This window comes from Streptomyces sp. WP-1 (assembly GCF_030450125.1).
Taxonomy (GTDB): Bacteria; Actinomycetota; Actinomycetes; order Streptomycetales; family Streptomycetaceae; genus Streptomyces; species Streptomyces incarnatus.
On the sequence record NZ_CP123923.1, the window covers coordinates 6,935,538 to 6,954,427 of the forward strand.

An 18,890-nucleotide genomic window follows, 5' to 3' on the forward strand; every position below is an offset into this window, starting at 1 on the left:
AGGTATGCGGTCACCTGAAAAGTCATTGACTGATGGGTGGCCGCATACCTATGCTCCGCGGGCATGCGGCTGATCCAGGAAACCGCCGACCTCTACGCCTACTTGGCCGCGGACGAGGTCATCGACCATCACCATCCGATGGTCCGGGAGACGGCCGCCCGGCTGGCGGCGGAGGCGGCGGACTCGTATGCCTGTGCGCGCCTCGCCTATGAGTTCGTCCGCGACACCGTCCCGCACTCCGCCGACACCGGCGATCCCCGCGTCACCTGGCGCGCCTCCGACGTCCTGACGCGGCGGGCCGGCGTCTGCCACGCCAAGGCGCACGCGCTGACGGCCCTGCTGCGCGCCGAGGACGTCCCGACGGCCCTGTGCCACCAGCGCCTGCGCGCCGACGAGGGCGAGGGGCACGTGCTGCACGGCCTGGTCGCCGTCCGCTTCCACGGCGCCTGGCACCGCCAGGACCCGCGCGGCAACAAGCCGGGCGTGGACGCGCGGTTCTCCCTGACCGGCGAGCGGCTCGCCCGGACCCCCGGCCCGGCCGCCGGCGAACGGGACCACCCGCTGCTGTACGCCGCCGCGCATCCGGCCGTCCTCGACGCCCTGCGCACCGCCCCCGACCGCGAGGCCCTGGGCCGGGTGCTGCCGAGTGCCCTGTAGTCCCCGGTGTGACGCACGGGGAGCGGCGGCGGAGGAGACCGACGGCGTCCGCCGTGCCGCCCGGGTGAAGGGGCGGAGGGTACGACGGGACGGTTCACCCGGCCGTGCGGCCCGCACCCGTCGTCACCGGGCCCCGCGCGCCCCGTTGTGCACGCGCCGGTGAAGTGGCCGCCGTCCGAGGCGGGTTGCCGTACCGGACCCGAGGGCAGCGCGCCGTCGCAGACGGTGTGCGGCAGCCACCGGCCCGGGTGTCAGTGGACCGGCGTGGCCCGCAGTGCCTCCGTCGTCGGTGCCGTACCGCCCAGATGGGCCGGCAGCCACCAGGAGTCCTCGGGGCCCTTCGGGCGGCCCGGGTAGGCGCGCTGGGCCGCGTCCAGCAGCTCCTGCACCCGCTCGCGCAGCCGGCGGGTGATGGCCCCGGCGTACTGGTCGCGCGGTGCCTCCACGGCCTCGCCCACGCGGATGGTGACGGGCAGGTGGCTGCGCTTGAAGTCGCGCGGGTGACCCTTGGTCCACAGCCGCTGGGTGCCCCACAGCGCCATCGGGACCAGCGGCACCCCGGCCTCCTGGGCGAGCCGGGCCGCACCCGACTTGAAGCTCTTCAGCGTGAACGACTCCGAGATGGTCGCCTCGGGGAAGACGCCGATGACCTCACCGGAGCGCAGCGAGTCCAGCGCGTGCGCGTACGCGGCCTCGCCCTGTCCGCGGTCCACCGGGATGTGCTTCATGCCGCGCATCAGCGGGCCCGAGATCTTGTGCCGGAAGACCGAGTCCTTCGCCATGAACCGCACCAGGCGCTTCTGCGGCAGCGCGGCCAGGCCGTTGAAGATGAAGTCCAGATAGCTGATGTGATTGCTCACCAGCACGGCGCCGCCGGAGCGCGGGATGTTCGAGACCCCCTGGCAGTCGATCTTCAGGTCCCAAACCTTGAACAGCGTCTTGGCGAATCCGATGACGGGACGGTAGACCAGCTCTGCCATGAGTGGGGTGAACCCTTTCTGCTCTGCTCGGGAAAGGGGCTCCCGGCGGACAAGTTACGCAGCCGTAGGTTTACGGCGTCTCGCAGATCGTGCCCGAAGAACGTGCGGGTAGCCAGTTCTGGTGCCCGGCCGGGGCGAGATCCTCGTCACGTCCGCACAGCTTTCACCCGGACGCCGGGAATCTCTACGGCGCACCGGTTGTTTGACCCCCGACGCCCGTAGAAGCGGGCGCCCCTGGAGTGCCGCACCGGCGGCGGAGCGGGAGGGCACGGGTGAGCGGGCGCGACGACGCCGAAGCGGGCGGGACCGGAACCGGACCGGGCACGGCCGGACCGGGCGTGACCGAACCCGGCGGCGGACCGGGCGTTGCCGAACCCGGCGGCGGACCGGGCGTCGCCGAACCCGGCGACGGGCCGGGTGTGGTCGAACTCGGCGGCGGTCTCGGCGAACGGGCCACCCTCGTCCAGTTCTCCAGTGCCTTCTGCGCACCCTGCCGTGCCACCCGGCGCGTCCTCGGCGAGGTCGCCGCGATGGTGCCCGGCGTCGCCCACGTCGAGATCGACGCCGAGGCCCGCCTCGACCTCGTACGCGCCCTCGGGATCCTGAAGACCCCCACCGTCCTCGTCCTGGACGCGCACGGCAGGGAGGTGCGCCGGGCCGCCGGGCAGCCCCGCAAGGCCGATGTCATCGCGGCGCTTGGGGAGGCGGTGTGAGGGGGTTTCAGCACCGGGAGCACCAGGTGAGGGACGTCCCAGTTCCCGGACCGCACTTGACTGCGCGCGCCACCTATCGTCAGCCTGACCGTATGCCGACCGAACTCCTTCTCCACGGGCGGGCCCACGTCGACCTCGCGCGCACCGCGAGCGCCTGCTGTCCGGGTCGCTGAGCAGCCACGGACCCGCTCGCCCTCCCGAACAGAAGGACAACTCCATGACGGCCCTGCCCCAACTCGGCACCCCCCGGCTCGCCTCTCCCGATCTGCTGCGCTCCACCTTCCGCCGGCACGCCGCCGGTGTCGCGGTGATCACCGCGCGCGGCGCCGCCGGACCGGTCGGCTTCACCGCCACCTCCCTCACCTCGGTCTCCGCCGAACCCCCGATGATCTCCTTCGGGGTCGGCACCGGCGCCTCCAGCTGGCCCGCGATGGCCGAGGCCGACCACATCGGCGTGCACATACTCGGCGAGCACCAGGGCGACCTGGCCGCCACCTTCGCCCGCAGCGGTGCCGACCGCTTCGGCGCGCCCACCGCCTGGCGCGACGGCCCCGAGGGTGTGCCCGTGCTCGACGACGTGCTCGCCTGGCTGGTCTGCCGCATCGTCGCCCGCGTCCCCGCCGGGGACCACCGGATCGTGCTCGCGGAGGTCGTCCTCGGCGATCCCACCGGCGGCGGTCGCCCCCTCCTCTACCACCAGGGCCGCTTCACCGCGCTGCGCGACTGAGTGCGGCGCGGATCACGTTCCGTTCCCCTGCACGGCGGTCGAGTTCCGGTTACGCTGCGTTGCGAAGGTCACAGTTCAAAGCGCTTGCTCAGCGGGAACGAACTGGGTGTACTGACGAGTAATATTCCGGTCGGAGCGCGCTGACGCCCCGACCGGGATCGGCCGCTTCAGGCGCCTATGCTGCCTGCAAGAGGCAGCCAGGAAATCACGATGCAGTAGGAGAGCCGGCGTGAGCTTGAGGATCGTTGTCACTGTGAAGTACGTGCCCGACGCCACTGGCGACCGGCACTTCGCCGATGACCTGACCGTCGACCGCGACGACGTGGACGGTCTGCTCTCCGAGCTGGACGAGTACGCGGTCGAGCAGGCGCTCCAGATCGCGGAGGACGCGGACGACGCCGAGGTCACCGTGCTGACCGTGGGCCCCGAGGACGCCAAGGACGCGCTGCGCAAGGCGCTGTCGATGGGTGCCGACAAGGCGATCCACGTCGAGGACGACGACCTGCACGGCACCGACGCCATCGGCACCTCCCTGGTGCTGGCCAAGGCCATCGAGAAGGCCGGCTTCGACCTGGTCATCTCCGGCATGGCCTCCACCGACGGCACCATGGGCGTCGTCCCGGCGCTGGTCGCCGAGCGCCTCGGTGTCCCGCAGGTCACCCTGCTGTCCGAGGTCTCGGTCGAGGACGGCACCGTCAAGGGCCGCCGCGACGGCGACGCCGCCTCCGAGCAGCTGGAGGCGCAGCTGCCGGCCCTGGTCTCCGTGACCGACCAGTCCGGCGAGGCACGTTACCCGTCGTTCAAGGGCATCATGGCGGCCAAGAAGAAGCCGGTGGAGTCCTGGGACCTGTCGGACCTCGACATCGAGGCGGAAGAGGTCGGCCTGGAGGGCGCGTTCACCAAGGTCGAGACTGCGGACGCGCGTCCGGCCCGCACGGCCGGCACCATCGTCAAGGACGAGGGCGAGGGCGGCAAGCAGCTCGCTGAGTTCCTCGCGGGCCAGAAGTTCATCTAAGGGTTCGCGCCCGCCGACCGCCCCTCAACTTCGTTACGCAGGAGAGCAATCCCATGGCTGAAGTCCTCGTCTACGTCGACCACGTGGACGGTGCCGTCCGCAAGCCCACCCTTGAACTGCTGACCCTGGCCCGCCGCCTCGGCGAGCCCGTCGCCGTCGCGCTGGGCAACGGCGCCGCCGACACCGCCGCCACCCTCGCCGAGCACGGCGCGGTGAAGGTCCTCACCCACGACGCGTCCGAGTACGCCGACTACCTGGTCGTACCGAAGGTGGACGCCCTCCAGGCCGCGCACGAGGCCGTCTCCCCGGCCGCCGTGCTGGTCCCGTCCTCCGCCGAGGGCAAGGAGATCGCCGCCCGCCTGGCGCTGCGCATCGGCGCCGGCGTCATCACCGACGCCGTCGACCTGGAGGCCGGCGACGAGGGCCCGGTGGCCACCCAGTCGGTGTTCGCCGCGTCCTTCACCACCAAGTCGCGTGTCATCAAGGGCACCCCGGTCATCACGGTCAAGCCGAACTCGGCCGCCGTGGAGGCCGCCCCGGCCGCGGGCGCGGTCGAGGCCCTCGACGTGACCTTCTCCGACAAGGCCACCGGCACCAAGGTCACCGGCCGCACCCCGCGCGAGTCCACGGGCCGCCCGGAGCTGACCGAGGCCGCGATCGTGGTCTCCGGCGGCCGCGGTGTCAACGGCTCCGAGAACTTCGCGATCATCGAGGCCCTCGCCGACCAGCTCGGCGCGGCCGTCGGTGCCTCGCGTGCCGCCGTCGACGCCGGCTGGTACCCGCACACCAACCAGGTCGGCCAGACCGGCAAGTCGGTCTCGCCGCAGCTGTACATCGCCAACGGCATCTCCGGTGCGATCCAGCACCGCGCCGGCATGCAGACCTCGAAGACCATCGTGGCCGTCAACAAGGACGCCGAGGCCCCGATCTTCGAGCTGGTCGACTACGGCGTCGTCGGCGACCTGTTCGACGTCGTGCCGCAGCTGACCGACGAGATCAAGACCCGCAAGGGCTGATCGCCGACCGGCTGTCCGAGGCCCCCGCCGACCCTCGCGGTCACGGGGGCCTCGGTGCATCCTGAAGGCGGCACAGGGCCCTCGACCGAGGTGCCGACCAAGGTGTTGACCAGCCGGAACCCCGCCGGATAACTTCATTCTACGGATTGTTGATTCCGCACAGCGGAATCGCAGTGGATATTGGAGGGTGCGGGATGGGTCAGCAGGAGAAGGTGGCGACCAGCCTCGCCGGCGCCGTCGGCGAGGAGATCAGCGCCTCGCTCGCCCCGGTCGACGCGGAACTGGCCCGCCGCTACCCCGGGGACCCCGGCACCCGGCAGCCCGTGCACACCGTGTACGTCCCCGGTGACGCCTTCACCGCTGGCACCGTCCGCTCCTGGGGCGACAAGGCCCTCGCCGCGCTGGACGAACACGCCCCCGACGCCGCCTCCTTCGCCGCCGTCCTCGGCCTCGCCGGCGAACTCGCCGAGCCGGTGTACTCCCGCGTCCGCGCCAAGCTGGAGCGCGAGCCGGTAGAAGACCTGCGGGTCGACTTCGAGGACGGCTACGGCCCCCGCCCCGACGCCGAGGAGGACGCGACCGCGGCCCGCGCGGCCCGGCTGATCGCCGAGGCGTACGAGAAGGGGACCGCGGCGCCGTACATGGGCATCCGCATGAAGTGCATGGAGGCCCCGGTGCGGGCGCGGGGCATCCGCACCCTCGACGTCTTCCTCACCGGCCTGATGGCGGCGGGCGGGCTGCCCGACGGGCTGGTGCTGACCCTGCCGAAGGTGACCTACCCCGAGCAGGTGACCGCCTTCGCGCGGCTCCTGGAGGCATTCGAGAAGGCGCACGGCCTGGACGCGGGCCGCCTCGGCTTCGAGATACAGATCGAGACCAGCCAGGCCATCCTGGCCACCGACGGCACCGCGACCGTCGCCCGCATGATCCAGGCCGCCGGGGGCCGCGCCACCGGGCTGCACTACGGCACCTTCGACTACAGCGCCTGCCTGGGCGTCTCCGCCGCCTACCAGGCCGGCGACCACCCGGCCGCCGACCACGCCAAGGCGGTCATGCAGGTCGCCGCCGCGGGTACCGGCGTACGCGTCTCGGACGGCTCCACCAACGTCCTCCCGGTCGGCCCCGCCGAGCAGGTGCACGCCGCCTGGCGGCTGCACTACGGCCTCACCCGGCGCGCTCTCGCCCGTGCCTACTACCAGGGCTGGGACATGCACCCGGGCCACATCCCGACCCGCTACGCGGCCGTCTTCGCCTTCTACCGCGAGGGCTTCGAGCAGGCCGCGGCCCGCCTCGCCCGCTACGCCAGCCGCACCGGCGGCGACGTCATGGACGAACCCGCCACGGCCAAGGCGCTCAGCGGCTATCTGCTGCGCGGCCTGCACTGCGGCGCCCTCGACCTCACGGAGGTCACCGAGCGCACGGGCCTGACCCGCGCCGGGCTGGAGGGCTTCGCGTCCCCGAGGCGCGGCGACCTCACGGCCTCCGCGTAGGAGGGGGCTACGCGGACAGCGGGGTGTGCCGCAAGTCGCCGTCGTCCGGCAGCGGCACCTCTCACGGGCGTCGATGACGTCACGTCGCCGCCGGTCCAGCCACGGCACGCGCAACTCCCGTGTGACGGAAGGTGGTTGACGGGCGAGAGGGGGAGGCCGTCCAGCGTCGGCAGGAGTGTCTCAACCGACCGGGGGCAGTTCGCCCGAGCCGCGGGTGATCAGCCGGGTCGGCAACTCGATACGCTCCGGCGCGATCAGGCCGCCGTCCAGCCGGCGGAAGAGCCGCTCCGCCGCCGTACGGCCGAGGGCGGCCGAGTCCTGGGCGACCACCGTGACGCCCGGCCGCAGCAGATCGGCTAGCTCGAAGTCGTCGAAGCCGACGAGGGCCACCTGCCGGGACCGCTCGGCGAGGACCCGGACCACGGTGACCGTCACCCGGTTGTTGCCCGTGAACACCGCGGTCACGGGCTCGGGTTCGGACAGCATCTCCTGCGCGGCCCGGCGCACCCGCTCCGGGCTCGTCACCCCGAGCGACATCCAGCGGTCCTCGACCGGTATCCCCGCGTCCTCCATCGCCGCCCGGTAGCCGCGCAGCCGCTCGGCCGCCGTGTGGATGCGGGGCATGTCCCCGATGAACCCGATCCTGCGGTGGCCGTGCGCGATCAGATGGGCCACACCGTCGCGGGCCCCGCCGAAGTTGTCGGACAGCACCACGTCGGCGTCGATCCGCCCGGCCGGCCGGTCCACGAACACGGTCGCCACGCCCGCCCGGATCTCCGGCTCCAGATAGCGGTGGTCGCCCCCGGCCGGGATCACCACCAGGCCGTCCACCCGCCGCGCGCACAGCGCGAGCGCCAACTCCCGCTCCCGCTCCGGGTCCTCGGCGCTGGAGCCGTTGATCAGCAGGGCGCCGTGCGAGCGGGCCACCTCCTCCACCGCGCGGCTCAGCGGGCCGTAGAAGGGGTCCGCGAGGTCCTCCAGGACGAGGCCGATGCTCGCGGTGCGGCCCTTGCGCAGCACCCGCGCGCTGTCGTTGCGGCGGAAGCCCAGCGCGTCGATGGCCTCCTGCACCCGGCGCTCGGTGTCCGGCGTGACCCCGGGCTCGCCGTTGACCACCCGGGACACCGTCTTCAGCCCGACCCCGGCCCGCGCCGCCACGTCCTTCATCGTCGGCCGGTTGCCGTAGCGGTTCCCGGGGTGGCGATCTGCGCGGCGGGTGGTTTTGGGCACGATGCGCTGTCCTGTCCTGTCGTCCGTGTCCCCATGGGGGTGTGAAGCGGGCGGCCCATGGGCTTGTATGAGGATGTGGCGTCGAGCATAGAGCCTGGACAACGTTGTCAGGTGCGCGGGAGACTGTCGACCACTCTGCGCGGGACCGCGCCCCCACCACCCGGCCGGCCCGCTCGGACCCATGGTTTTCGATCGTTCGACGGGGAGATCACACTCTGATGCGCACCGACCTCGTGGCAGCCCTGGACATCGGCGGCACCAAGATCGCCGGCGGTCTCGTGGACGGCCGCGGACTGATCCTGGAGCGGGCCCAGCGCGCCACGCCCGCCCGGCGGGACGGCGAAACGGTCATGCGGGCCGTCGAGGAGGTGCTCGGCGAACTCGCCGCCTCGCCCCGGTGGGGACACGTCCGCTCCGTCGGCATCGGCAGCGCGGGTCCGGTGGACGCCTCCGCGGGCACCGTCAGCCCCGTGAACGTGCCGGGCTGGCGGGACTTCCCGCTGGTCGAGCGGGTGCGGACGGCGACCGGGGGACTGCCCGTCGAGCTGATCGGGGACGGCGTCGCGATCACCGCCGCCGAGCACTGGCAGGGCGCCGCCCGGGGCCACGACAACGCGCTGTGCATGGTCGTCTCGACCGGCGTCGGCGGCGGCCTGGTGCTCAACGGACAGCTGCACCCCGGCCCGACCGGGAACGCCGGGCACATCGGGCACATCAGCGTCGACCTCGACGGCGACCCCTGCCCGTGCGGCTCGCGCGGCTGTGTGGAGCGGATCGCCAGCGGCCCGAACATCGCCGGCCGCGCCCTGGAGGAGGGCTGGCGGCCGGGCCCGGACGGCGACGCCTCGGCCGCCGCGGTGGCGGCGGCGGCCCGGGCCGGCGACCCGGTCGCCGTGGCCTCCTTCCGGCGGGCCGCGCGTGCGCTCGCCGCCGGGATCGCGGCCACCGCGACGCTGGCCGAGATCGACATCGCGGTGATCGGCGGCGGGGTCGGCAACGCGGGCGACGTCCTCTTCACCCCGCTGCGCGAGGCACTCGCGGACTACGCCACGCTGTCGTTCGTACGGCGGCTGACGGTGGTGCCCGCGCAGATGGGCACGGACGCCGGGCTGGTGGGGGCCGCGGCGGCGGCGCTGCTCAGGGGACCGGGGCTGGTGCGGCTCTAGACCCTCGGACGTGGGTGCCTCGGTGGCCTACCCGTCGTCGCCGAGGCGCCCCCAGCCGGGAAGCGGGGGCTGGGGCCAGGGGAGCGGGGTGGGGAGGGCTGGGGGCAGCCGGGGTCCGGCGGCCGGGAGCCGTCCGGTGAGCCAGCCGAGAAGGCGGTGCCCCTCACCGCTCAGCTCCGGGCCCTCGGCCGAGACCGGCCAGCGCCGCCCCAGATCGACGGCCGTCACGGCGGCGAGCGGGAAGCGGCGGGCGCCGAGGGTGGTGAGGGTGTCGTCCAGGGCCCAGCGCACATACCGGTCCGGCCAGCGCTCGGTGCCGTACCCGGTGCCGAGGTCGAGATGGTGGGTCTCCAGTTCCCGCAGGGCGCGCAGCAGCAGGTACCAGGCGGGATGGCACCAGCCGGCCAGCGCCGGGACCAGCCGCTCCCAGGCGGGCGCGGGCAACGCGCGCGCCCCGTCCGTGAACCGGCCGAGGCTCTCCCGCAGCCGCTCGGCCAGCGGCCCGGCGGGCAGTACGGCGTCCCGCGCCACCCGCGCCGGATCCGGGCGCGGACCGGGCTCCCGGCCGGTGCGCGCGAGCTCCAGCATCCAGGTGTAGGCGTCGGCGCTGTAGGCGACATGGGCGAGCACCTGCCCCCGCGTCCGGTCCGGCAGCCCCGAAGGCGCCCGCACCGCGGTCCCGGACAGCCCGGCCGCGGCCGCGGTGAGCCGGCCCGCGGACCGTACGACGTCCCCGATCACGTCACCGAGCCCGGCGCCGACCGTGCCGGAGGGGAAGTCAGGGGACACGCGTACTCCTCGCCGTGCGGGTGCCGCGGCTCACCGGAAGGTGTGCACTACCTCGGCCGGTCCCACGATATGCGTGGTGAACTCGTTCAACTCCTCGGCGGGCAACCACAGTTCCAGGGGCGTCGCGCCCCCTGCCCGCTCCACCGGTAGCGGCGCGGGAACTCGGTGCCGACCGGAGTCCCGGCCAGGGGATTTCGCCGTTCCGGCGGTATCCGCGTGACCCCGGGCCCCCTCGGGGAGTTGATACGCGCATGAAGAAGCGCAGCATGCTCGCCCTCGCCTCCCTGGCCACCGGTTTCGTCGTGGCCGCCATCACCCCGTCCCACGCCGCGGACAAGGGTCCCCTGGACGGTCTCAACGTCTCCGACACCCTGCACTCGGCCGGTGATCTGGTCAGCCACGACAGCCTGGCCCCCGCCGACTCCCCGGCCACCGGCCACACCACCGGGCGGGCCGCCGGACAGGACTAGGCCACCGGCGTATGCGTGCCGGTGCCCCGCCGCGGGGGCACCGGCACCGCGCTTTACCGCACCCTCACCGCGGCGGGGTTTCCGTGGCAGGGTGGAGCGGGCAAGCCTCAGGGGGCCAACAGAAGAGGGGGAAGTCCGTGACCGTCGTCTGGATCAACGGCGCGTTCGGTGCGGGGAAGACCACGACCGCACGGGAGCTGATCGAACTGATCCCGCACAGCACGCTCTTCGACCCCGAGGTCATCGGCGGGTCGCTCGCGCACCTGCTGCCGCCCAAGCGCCTCGCCGAGGTCGGCGACTTCCAGGACCTGCCGATCTGGCGCCGCCTCGTGGTCGACACGGCCGCCGCGATGCTCGCCGAGCTGGGCGGCACCCTCGTCGTGCCGATGACCCTGCTGCGCCAGGAGCACCGCGACGAGATCTTCGGCGGCCTCGCCGCCCGCCGGATTCCCGTACGGCATCTGGTCCTCGCCCCGGCCGAAACGATCCTGCGTGCGCGAATAGCCGGGCGCGAGGTGCCGCCCGACCTGCCCGACGGGGAGATGCGGGTACGGCAGTGGTCGTACGACCACATCGAGGCGTACCACGCCGCCCTCGCCTCCTGGCTCACCGCCGACGCCCATCTGATCGACACCAGCGCGCTGACCCCGTACGAGACCGCCGTGCGGATCGCGGAGTCGGTCGGCAGGGGTGACTTCGCCCCCTGCGACATCGTGCAGACGCCCGAGCCCACCGCCGAGACCCTCGCCGCCGGGGTGCTCCTCTTCGACGAGCAGGACCGGGTGCTGCTCGTGGACCCCACCTACAAGCCCGGCTGGGAGTTCCCCGGCGGTGTGGTGGAGCGCGGCGAGGCCCCGGCCCGCGCGGGGATGCGCGAGGTCGCCGAGGAGACCGGGATACGGCTGCGGGAGGTGCCCCGGCTGCTGGTGGTGGACTGGGAACGGCCTGTGCCGCCCGGCTACGGCGGGCTGCGACTGCTTTTCGACGGCGGCCGGCTCCCTGCCGACGAGGCGGCCCAAGTGGCGCTGCCCGGCCCGGAGTTGCGCGGCTGGCGGTTCGCCACCGAGCAGGAGGCCGCCGGGATGCTGCCCCCGGTCCGCTACGAGCGGCTGCGCTGGGCCCTGCGCGCCCGTGAGCGCGGAAAGGCCCTGTACCTGGAGGCCGGGGTGCCCCTCGGCTGACGTCACATCGCGGCGGCCCTGCGCAGTTCGGCGGTGGCGCCCCGCAGCACCGGGTCGCCGTGGCCGAAGCACGCCACGTCGGCGCCGAGGCCCGCCAACCGCCGTACGGAGTCGAGGAGTCGGGGCCGGTCGAGGTTGAACACGCCCGGGATCACCGTGCGTTCGGCGGGGGCCACCGTCGGCACCGGCTCCCCGGGGGACAGCACGCCCTCGGGCGGCAGCGCGGCCACGGTGTCCCCGGTGAACAGCACGCCCTCGGCGGGCAGATGGAGCGCGATGCTGCCGTCGGTGTGCCCGGGGACGTGCACCACCTGTGCCCCGCCGCCGAAGCCGAGCACCTCGCCGTCCGTGACCTCCGTGACGGACGGCGGCGGCAGCAAGGTGCCCTCGGGCAGCCGCCCGGCGACCTCCGCCCGGATCGGCAGCTCCCACTCCGCGAGCCGCGGCGCGGGGCCCGGCGCGTCACCTCGTACGAACGGCGCGTCCAGGCGATGGGCCAGCACCTCGGCCCCGCTCAGCGCGGCGAACTCGCCCGCACCGCCCGCATGGTCCTCGTGGAAGTGGGTCAGCACCACGCGCCGTACGTCCTCGGGCGCGCGGCCCGACGCCCTGATCGCCTCGGCGATCACCGGTCCCGCCCCGATCGTCCCCGCGTCGATCAGTGTCAACTCCTCGCCGTCCCGCCAGAGGTACGCCTGGCCGACCGGGAAGCGCAGCAGATGCAACCGGGGGAGCAGCTCGATCACGTCCATGCCCCGACCGTAGGCCGGGGCGGGAGCGGGGAGGCGGGTTCTACGCCTTGGGCGGACGGGTGTCCGCCCAAGGCGGAACCGCACGGCCGGGTGCCCCAAGGCGGGACCGGCCCCCGGCCCGGCGTGATCCGAACGAGAGGCCCTAGCCCGCGTAGTTCCGCAGGAACAGCGCCTCCGCCACCGACAGGCGCTCCAGTTCCTCCGGCGAGACGCTCTCGTTGAGGGCGTGGATCTGGGCCTCCGGCTCGCTGAGGCCGATCAGCAGGATCTCGGCGTCCGGGTAGAGGCCGGCGAGGGTGTTGCACAGCGGGATGGAGCCGCCCTGGCCGGCGTACTGCATGGTCTCGCCCGGGTAGGCGACCGCCATCGCGTCGGCCATCGCCTGGTAGGCGGGGCTGGAGACGTCGGCGCGGAACGGCTGGCCCTGGCCGACCTGCTCCACGGTGACCCGGGCGCCCCACGGGGTGTGCGTCTCCAGGTGGGCCTGGAGCAGCTTGCTCGCCTCCGTCGCGTCCACGCCCGGCGGCACCCGCAGGCTGACCAGCGCGCGGGCCCCGGCGTGCACCGAGGGGGTGGCGCCGACGACCGGCGGGCAGTCGATGCCGAGCACGGTGACCGCGGGGCGGGCCCACAGCCGGTCGGCGACCGAACCGGAGCCGAGCAGGCCCACGCCGTCCAGCACCTTGGCGTCCGAGCGGAACTGCTCCTCGGTGTACTCCAGGCCGTTCCACTCGGCCGACGCGTCCAGACCGTCCACCGCGGTGGAGCCGTCCGTCGCGCGCAGCGAGTCCAGTACCCGGATCAGCGCGGCCAGCGCGTCCGGCGCGGCGCCGCCGAACTGGCCCGAGTGCAGATTGCCCGCGAGGGTCTCGACACCCACCCGGACCAGCGTCATGCCACGCAGAATCGTGGTCACCGTCGGCAGGCCCACCCGGAAGTTGCCCGCGTCACCGATGACGATGGTGTCGGCGGTCAGCACCTCCGGGTGCTGCTCGGCGTACCGCTCGAGGCCGCCCGTGCCCTGCTCCTCGGAGCCCTCCACGATGATCTTGACGTGCACCGGGACGCCGCCGTTCGCCTTCAGCGCGCGCAGGGCGAGCAGGTGCATGATCACACCGCCCTTGCAGTCGGCGCTGCCCCGGCCGTACCAGCGTCCGTCGCGCTCGGTCAGCTCGAACGGCGGAGTCGTCCAGCCGGCCTCGTCCAGCGGCGGCTGGACGTCGTAGTGCGCGTACAGCAGAACCGTTTTGGCGCCCTCCGGGCCCGGCAGATAGCCGTACACCGACTGGGTGCCGTCGGGGGTGTCGAGCAGGGCGACGTCGACGAATCCCTCGGCACGCAGTGCGTCGGCGATCCAGTTCGCGGCGGCCTCGCTCTCGCTCTTCGGGAACTGCTCGAAGTCCGCCACGGACCGGAAGGCGACCAGCTCGGCCAGCTCCGCCTTGGCTCGGGGCATCAGCGAGGCGACGGTCTCGGCGACCGGATTCGACGACATGGGCACGCTCCTCGTAGGTGCGACGTTGTACAGCTGGGTGGATCGATCCTCCCACAGCGGCGCACCCGGCTCGCGGCCGTAGGATGCGTGATACATCGGTTACCCCCTGCTCGCGGGATGTCGTGGGCGCGGGGGAGCGGCAGCGGCTTGATCGGAGCAGTAGACCATCGTGAGCGGCGAGAACTCTTCGGCGGACGACGTGCAGCGAGTGTGGGACGTCGTCGTGGTGGGCGCGGGACCCGCGGGGGCGTCGGCCGCCTACGCGGCGGCGGTCGCGGGGCGCCGCGTCCTGTTGCTGGAGAAGGCCGAGTTGCCCCGGTACAAAACCTGCGGCGGCGGCATCATCGGCCCTTCGCGCGACTCCCTGCCGCCGGGCTTCGAACTGCCCCTGCGGGATCGGGTGCACGCGGTCACCTTCTCCAACAACGGGCGCTTCACCCGTACCCGCCGTTCCCGGCAGATGCTGTTCGGGCTGATCAACCGGCCCGAGTTCGACCAGCAGTTGGTCGAGCACGCCCAGAAGGCGGGCGCCGAGCTGCGTACGGGCGTCATCGTGCAGCGCGTCGAGCAGCACGGCTCGGCGGTCCCCGACCGGCGCACGGTCGCCGTCGTCCTCCAGGGCGGGGAGACGGTCCTGGCCCGCGCGGTCGTCGGCGCCGACGGCAGTGCCAGCCGGATAGGCGCCCATGTGGGTGTGAAGATGGCCCAGGTGGACCTCGGTCTGGAGGCGGAGATCCCGGTCCCCGAGTCCGTCGCCGAGGACTGGAAGGGCCGGGTGCTCATCGACTGGGGCCCCATGCCGGGCAGTTACGGCTGGGTGTTCCCCAAGGGCGACACGCTGACGGTCGGGGTGATCTCCGCCCGTGGCCAGGGCGCGGCGACCAAGCGCTACCTGGAGGACTTCGTGGCCCGGCTGGGCCTCGCCGGCTTCGAACCGGCCGTCTCCTCCGGGCACTTGACCCGCTGCCGGGCCGACGACTCGCCGCTCTCCCGTGGCCGGGTCCTGGTCTGCGGCGACGCGGCCGGACTCCTGGAGCCCTGGACCCGCGAGGGCATCTCCTTCGCGCTGCGCTCGGGCCGGCTGGCCGGGGAGTGGGCGGTGCGCATAGCGGAGGCGCACGACGCCGTCGACACCCGCCGCCAGGCCCTGAACTACGCGTTCGCCGTCAAGGCGGGGCTCGGCGTCGAGATGGGCGTCGGCCGGCGCCTGCTCGCGGCCTTCGAGCGGCGGCCCGGCCTCTTCCACGCCGCCCTCACCGGCTTCCGCCCGGCGTGGAACGCGTTCCGCAACATCACCCGGGGCGCCACCACCCTCGGCGAGCTGGTCCGCTCCCACCCGCTCGCGCAGCGCGCCCTGACCATGCTGGACCCGGCCCCGGCGCAGGCGGCGGACACCGAGGAGGCCGCCAAGCCGGAGGAGGAGCCCGTCACTTCGTGACGATGATCCGGAAGACGGGGTGGTCGCCGGCGCACGCGGCGATCTCCTCGTCGGTGGAGGCGGCGGTCACCCCGGCGAAGTACTGGTTGACCTCCCAGCCCCACTTCTCCAGATAGGTCCGCAGCACGGGGAGCTTCTCGGCGTCGGGAAGCTCCACCGCGGTGAACGCGCGCACCTTGCGCCCGACGCGCAGCTCACCGCCGTTCGCCGCCCGCATGTTGCGCACCCACTGCGAGTGGCCGCGCGCCGAGACCAGGTACTGCGCGCCCTCGTGGGTGTGCGGATTGACCGGGACGCGCTGCATCGCGCCGCTCTTGCGGCCCCGCACGGACAGCTCGGCGGTGCCGGCGAGGCTGATCCCGTGCCGGGCGAGCCAGCCGATCACGCTGTTCAGCCGCACGTTCAGCGGGCTGCCCTTGAGGTAGTACGGCGCGGACGACGACATGGTGGACCCCCACGGTTCGGGAGAGCGGTGCTCTCGGTCGACACCAGCATGGGGGAGACCGGTGCTCCATTGCAAGAGCACTGCTCTTTTTTGTGTGCACCGCTCTCGTGCGTGGCAGAATGACGGGCATGACCACCGCACAGGGAGCCCGCGAGCGGGCCAGGAACGAGGTAACCGCGGCCATCAAGGAGGAGGCCCGCAGGCAACTGGCGGCCGAGGGCGCGGCCAAGCTCTCCCTGCGGGCCGTCGCCCGCGAGCTGGGCATGGTCTCCTCCGCCCTGTACCGCTACTTCCCCAGCCGTGACGAACTGCTGACGGCCCTGATCATCGACGCGTACGACGCCCTGGGCGCGGCCACCGAGAAGGCCCGGGACGCCGCGGGCGAGGCCGCGCCCGTGGCCTGCTTCACCGCGGTGTGCGAGGCGGTACGGACCTGGGCGCTCGCCCACCCGCACGAGTACGCGCTGATCTACGGCTCGCCCGTGCCCGGCTACGCCGCCCCCGAGACCACCATCCCGGCCGCCGCCCGTACCGGCATGGTCCTCCTCGGCATCTTCCGCGACGCCCGCGAGGGTCCCGGCCTCGCCGAACTCCCGCTGCCGGCCGAACTGCGCCCCGAGGCCGAGCGGTTGGCCGCGGACCTCGCCCCGGACCTGCCCCCCGAGGTGGCCGCCGCCCTGGTCGCCGCCTGGGCGCAGCTGTTCGGGCTGGTGAGCTTCGAGCTGTTCGGCCAGTTCAACAAGGTGATCGAGGACCGGGAGCGGTTCTTCCGGCACGCGGTGACGGGACTGGCGCACGGGGCCGGGCTCCGATAGCCGCCCCGGCGCCCGCCGCCGCTTTTCTTTGCCCGTCCATGGGGCTGCTACGGTGCGTCGATGACGTCGACGACGGACGAGCGGGCACTCGTGGCGCAGTGGCGGGGCATCCTGACCCTGCATGCCCGCACCCAGTGCGAACTGGACCGGACCCTGGGCGGCCACGGCCTGTGCGCCAGCGACTTCGAGGTCCTGGACCTGCTGGCCGAGCGCCGGGGCTCGCACGGCTGCGCCTACCGTGTCCAGGAGATCTCCGAGCGCGTCCATCTCACCCAGAGCGCGCTCTCCCGGCTCATCGGCCGCCTGGAGAAGGAGGGCCTGGTCGAACGCGGCGCCTGCGCGGAGGACCGCCGGGGCGTCCGCGTCGCCCTCACCCCGAAGGGCCGCGCGCTGCACACCGAGGTACGGCCGGTGCAACGCGCGGTACTGGCCCGGATGCTGACCGAAGAAGCGAGCTGACTCCGCCGCGTCGACGGTACGTCAGATGCTTGAGGTCTCCCGCCACAGGTCCGCGAGGGACCGGTCACCGGAGACCTCCGGGACGGGCGCGCGGTTCCACAGCGCCAGGTACAACTGGTCGGCCGGACCGAAGAGTTCGGCATCGGCGTCCCCGGCCGTCTGACCCGACGTCACCGGCGGTCCGTCCGGCCCGAGTTGTACGGTCCACACCGCGTCCGGTCCCGCGTCCGTCGCCCGTACCCGCAGCGCCTTCGGCTCCGTCGTACGCACCCCGCTCCTGGACCGCGCGTGGAAGCCGCGCAGCAACTCGTCGATGCCGTCGGCCGCGAGGTCCGCGGCGATCGGGGAGGGCGCGCCGCCCCGGGCGGCCTCGGCGTCGTACCGGTGCACGGTCGTCTCGTGGGCCTGCCGCCGCTTCCAGAAGTCCAGGGGCGAGCGGCCGGACAGCGGGAAGAAGGTCCAGCACTCCAGGTCGGCGGGGGCGGCGGCCAGGGTGTCGACCAGCAGGCGGTGGCTGTCCCGGTACCAGGCCACCAGCTCGGCGCCCGCGAGGTCCGGTGCCTCGCCGATCGGCCGGGGACCGGTGTGCCCCTCGGCGATGAAGCCCGTGGCCCACCGGTGCACCGCGCCGATGTGCCGCAGCAGGTCCCGCACCTGCCACTCGGGGCAGGTCGGCACCTTGGCGTCGGTGCCGGCCCGCTCGGCGGCCGCGGCGAGCAACTGACCCTCGCGATCGAGGGCATGGAGGAAATCGACGGTTTGCATGGGATGATCTTGCCGGACCCGCGCGCCGCGCCGCACCAAGTTTCAGTAGTCGCTGTTCATCGCGGCACGCACCTCGGCGAGGGTGGCGTCGGCCACGGCGTTCGCCCGCTCGTTGCCCGCGCGCAGGATGCGGCGCAGCTCGCCGCGGTCCCGGGCGTACTCGGCGCGGCGGGCGCGGATCGGGGCCAGGTACTCGTTGACCGCCTCGGTCACGGTCTTCTTCAGCGCCGCCGCGCCCGCGGAGCCGATGTCCGAGGCGATCTCCTCGGGGGTCCGGCCCTGGCACAGCGCGGCCAGCAGGAGCAGCGAGGAGACCTCGGGACGGTTGGCCGGGTCGTAGGTGATGTGGCGCTCGGAGTCGGTTTTCGCGCCCTTGAGCAGCCGCGCCGTCTCGTCGGCGTCGGCGGCGAGGACCACGGAGTTGCCCCGGCTCTTGCTCATCTTGGTGCCGTCCGTGCCCAGCAGCAGCGGCACCTCGGACAACAGGGCCTCGGGCCGGGGGAAGACGGGGGCGCCGTGCCCGTAGCGGTCGTTGAAGCGGCGGGCGATGGTCCGGGTGATCTCCAGATGCGGGAGCTGGTCCTGGCCGACCGGGACCAGGTTGGCCTTGCAGAAGAGGATGTCGGCGGCCTGGTGCACGGGATAGGTGAACATCAGCCCGCTGACGGCGGACTGGCGGGAGTGCGCGATCTCGTCCTTGACCGTGGGGTTGCGGTTCAGCTCGGCGACGGAGACCAGGCTGAGGAAGGGCAGCATCAGCTGGTTGAGGGCGGGGACGGCGCTGTGCGTGAAGATCGTGCTGCGCTCCGGGTCCACGCCGATGGCGAGGTGGTCGAGGACCAGCTCGTCGACGTGGGACCGGAGGTCGTCGGCGACATCGCGGTCGGTCAGCACCTGGTAGTCCGCGATGATCACGAACAGTTCCACGCCGAGGTTCTGGAGCCGGACCCGGTTGTGGAGGGTGCCGAAGTAGTGGCCGAGGTGCAGTCTTCCGGTGGGCCGGTCGCCGGTCAGGATCCGGAACTTCCCCGGGTCCTCGGCGATCAGCTTCTCCAGTTCCGCGCTGCGGGCCCGCGCGGCGGAGGCGCCGAGCGCGTCGGGAGTGTCCGGGGCGGACGGGGCCTCGGACGGCGCGGACTGCGGGTGGGACTTCATCTCGGTCTCCTGGTGGTGGGGTCGGAAGGGCCGTCGGGACGCCCCGCCCCCCTGGTTCCAGGGACATGGAAAAAGGGCCGTCCATGCGAACGGCCCGCTTCATGCCTGTGCGGCGGCCGCTCCTACGAGGAG

The 18,890-nt window shown here is 73.2% G+C and carries 20 protein-coding genes; 12 read left to right on the top strand and 8 right to left on the bottom strand.

Going from position 1 to position 18,890, the window contains the following annotated elements; genetic code table 11:
• Positions 1–63: 63 nt before the first annotated feature.
• The gene (locus tag QHG49_RS30835) at positions 64–657 is read left to right on the top strand and encodes a transglutaminase family protein (protein ID WP_301492092.1); all 594 of its coding nucleotides are present in this window, start codon (positions 64–66) and stop codon (positions 655–657) included.
• A 251-nt stretch (positions 658–908) separates the two neighbouring features.
• Here the strand turns inward: QHG49_RS30835 and QHG49_RS30840 are convergent, their stop codons facing one another.
• Entirely contained in the window at positions 909–1,637 is a 729-nt protein-coding gene (locus tag QHG49_RS30840) for a 1-acyl-sn-glycerol-3-phosphate acyltransferase (RefSeq protein WP_301492093.1), read from the bottom strand.
• Between the two features lie 272 nt (positions 1,638–1,909).
• Here QHG49_RS30840 and QHG49_RS30845 point away from each other — a divergent pair, with 272 nt between their 5' ends.
• From QHG49_RS30845 to QHG49_RS30865, 5 genes are all read left to right on the top strand, one after another.
• Positions 1,910–2,350, top strand: a complete 441-nt coding sequence (locus QHG49_RS30845; protein WP_301492094.1) for a thioredoxin family protein — start codon at positions 1,910–1,912, stop codon at positions 2,348–2,350.
• 217 nt (positions 2,351–2,567) lie between these two features.
• Complete coding sequence (locus tag QHG49_RS30850; protein ID WP_159698936.1) at positions 2,568–3,077, top strand: flavin reductase family protein; 510 nt, start codon at positions 2,568–2,570, stop codon at positions 3,075–3,077.
• A gap of 229 nt (positions 3,078–3,306) precedes the next feature.
• Entirely contained in the window at positions 3,307–4,092 is a 786-nt protein-coding gene (locus tag QHG49_RS30855) for an electron transfer flavoprotein subunit beta/FixA family protein (RefSeq protein WP_145492447.1), read from the top strand.
• A 53-nt stretch (positions 4,093–4,145) separates the two neighbouring features.
• On the top strand, positions 4,146–5,108 hold the full coding sequence (locus QHG49_RS30860; RefSeq protein ID WP_159698933.1) for an electron transfer flavoprotein subunit alpha/FixB family protein: 963 nt from the start codon (positions 4,146–4,148) through the stop codon (positions 5,106–5,108).
• 194 nt (positions 5,109–5,302) lie between these two features.
• Positions 5,303–6,598 (top strand): aldolase/citrate lyase family protein, encoded by a 1,296-nt coding sequence (locus QHG49_RS30865; protein WP_301492098.1) that lies wholly within the window; start codon positions 5,303–5,305, stop codon positions 6,596–6,598.
• A gap of 180 nt (positions 6,599–6,778) precedes the next feature.
• Here the strand turns inward: QHG49_RS30865 and QHG49_RS30870 are convergent, their stop codons facing one another.
• Complete coding sequence (locus QHG49_RS30870; protein ID WP_159698927.1) at positions 6,779–7,828, bottom strand: LacI family DNA-binding transcriptional regulator; 1,050 nt, start codon at positions 7,826–7,828, stop codon at positions 6,779–6,781.
• Positions 7,829–8,046: 218 nt separating this feature from the next.
• Between QHG49_RS30870 and QHG49_RS30875 the strand changes: the two genes are divergently transcribed.
• On the top strand, positions 8,047–8,994 hold the full coding sequence (locus QHG49_RS30875) for an ROK family protein (RefSeq protein ID WP_145492455.1): 948 nt from the start codon (positions 8,047–8,049) through the stop codon (positions 8,992–8,994).
• Between the two features lie 27 nt (positions 8,995–9,021).
• On the opposite strand, the gene QHG49_RS30880 is transcribed toward QHG49_RS30875, so the two are convergent.
• Positions 9,022–9,783, bottom strand: coding sequence for a maleylpyruvate isomerase family mycothiol-dependent enzyme (locus QHG49_RS30880; protein ID WP_301492099.1), 762 nt, complete (start codon positions 9,781–9,783; stop codon positions 9,022–9,024).
• 251 nt (positions 9,784–10,034) lie between these two features.
• On the opposite strand from QHG49_RS30880, the gene QHG49_RS30885 reads away from it, so the two are divergent.
• Both QHG49_RS30885 and QHG49_RS30890 read left to right on the top strand, forming a co-directional pair.
• Positions 10,035–10,253: a hypothetical protein gene (locus tag QHG49_RS30885; RefSeq protein ID WP_186337992.1), complete on the top strand. Its 219-nt coding sequence runs from the start codon at positions 10,035–10,037 to the stop codon at positions 10,251–10,253.
• Between the two features lie 137 nt (positions 10,254–10,390).
• Positions 10,391–11,434 carry an NUDIX hydrolase gene (locus tag QHG49_RS30890; protein WP_159698924.1) on the top strand — a complete coding sequence of 348 codons (1,044 nt, stop codon included), beginning with the start codon at positions 10,391–10,393 and terminating at the stop codon, positions 11,432–11,434.
• A gap of 2 nt (positions 11,435–11,436) precedes the next feature.
• Here QHG49_RS30890 and QHG49_RS30895 read toward each other — a convergent pair whose 3' ends face one another.
• Both QHG49_RS30895 and QHG49_RS30900 read right to left on the bottom strand, forming a co-directional pair.
• On the bottom strand, positions 11,437–12,186 hold the full coding sequence (locus QHG49_RS30895; RefSeq protein WP_301492102.1) for an MBL fold metallo-hydrolase: 750 nt from the start codon (positions 12,184–12,186) through the stop codon (positions 11,437–11,439).
• 142 nt (positions 12,187–12,328) lie between these two features.
• Complete coding sequence (locus tag QHG49_RS30900) at positions 12,329–13,681, bottom strand: dipeptidase (protein ID WP_301492103.1); 1,353 nt, start codon at positions 13,679–13,681, stop codon at positions 12,329–12,331.
• A 169-nt stretch (positions 13,682–13,850) separates the two neighbouring features.
• Here QHG49_RS30900 and QHG49_RS30905 point away from each other — a divergent pair, with 169 nt between their 5' ends.
• Entirely contained in the window at positions 13,851–15,119 is a 1,269-nt protein-coding gene (locus tag QHG49_RS30905) for a geranylgeranyl reductase family protein (RefSeq protein WP_301492104.1), read from the top strand.
• Here the strand turns inward: QHG49_RS30905 and QHG49_RS30910 are convergent.
• Complete coding sequence (locus QHG49_RS30910; RefSeq protein ID WP_159698915.1) at positions 15,109–15,564, bottom strand: nitroreductase family deazaflavin-dependent oxidoreductase; 456 nt, start codon at positions 15,562–15,564, stop codon at positions 15,109–15,111. The genes QHG49_RS30905 and QHG49_RS30910 overlap by 11 nt on opposite strands.
• Before the next feature lie 128 nt (positions 15,565–15,692).
• Here QHG49_RS30910 and QHG49_RS30915 point away from each other — a divergent pair, with 128 nt between their 5' ends.
• Together QHG49_RS30915 and QHG49_RS30920 are read left to right on the top strand one after the other, a co-directional pair.
• The gene (locus QHG49_RS30915) at positions 15,693–16,379 is read left to right on the top strand and encodes a TetR/AcrR family transcriptional regulator (RefSeq protein ID WP_159698912.1); all 687 of its coding nucleotides are present in this window, start codon (positions 15,693–15,695) and stop codon (positions 16,377–16,379) included.
• Between the two features lie 60 nt (positions 16,380–16,439).
• Positions 16,440–16,838, top strand: coding sequence for a MarR family winged helix-turn-helix transcriptional regulator (locus QHG49_RS30920; protein ID WP_301492105.1), 399 nt, complete (start codon positions 16,440–16,442; stop codon positions 16,836–16,838).
• A 21-nt stretch (positions 16,839–16,859) separates the two neighbouring features.
• Here the strand turns inward: QHG49_RS30920 and QHG49_RS30925 are convergent, their stop codons facing one another.
• Both QHG49_RS30925 and trpS read right to left on the bottom strand, forming a co-directional pair.
• Positions 16,860–17,603 carry a maleylpyruvate isomerase family mycothiol-dependent enzyme gene (locus QHG49_RS30925; protein ID WP_301492106.1) on the bottom strand — a complete coding sequence of 248 codons (744 nt, stop codon included), beginning with the start codon at positions 17,601–17,603 and terminating at the stop codon, positions 16,860–16,862.
• Positions 17,604–17,645: 42 nt separating this feature from the next.
• A complete protein-coding gene (gene trpS / locus QHG49_RS30930) occupies positions 17,646–18,758 on the bottom strand; it encodes a tryptophan--tRNA ligase (RefSeq protein WP_301492108.1) in 1,113 nt (370 codons plus the stop codon).
• Positions 18,759–18,890: the final 132 nt, after the last annotated feature.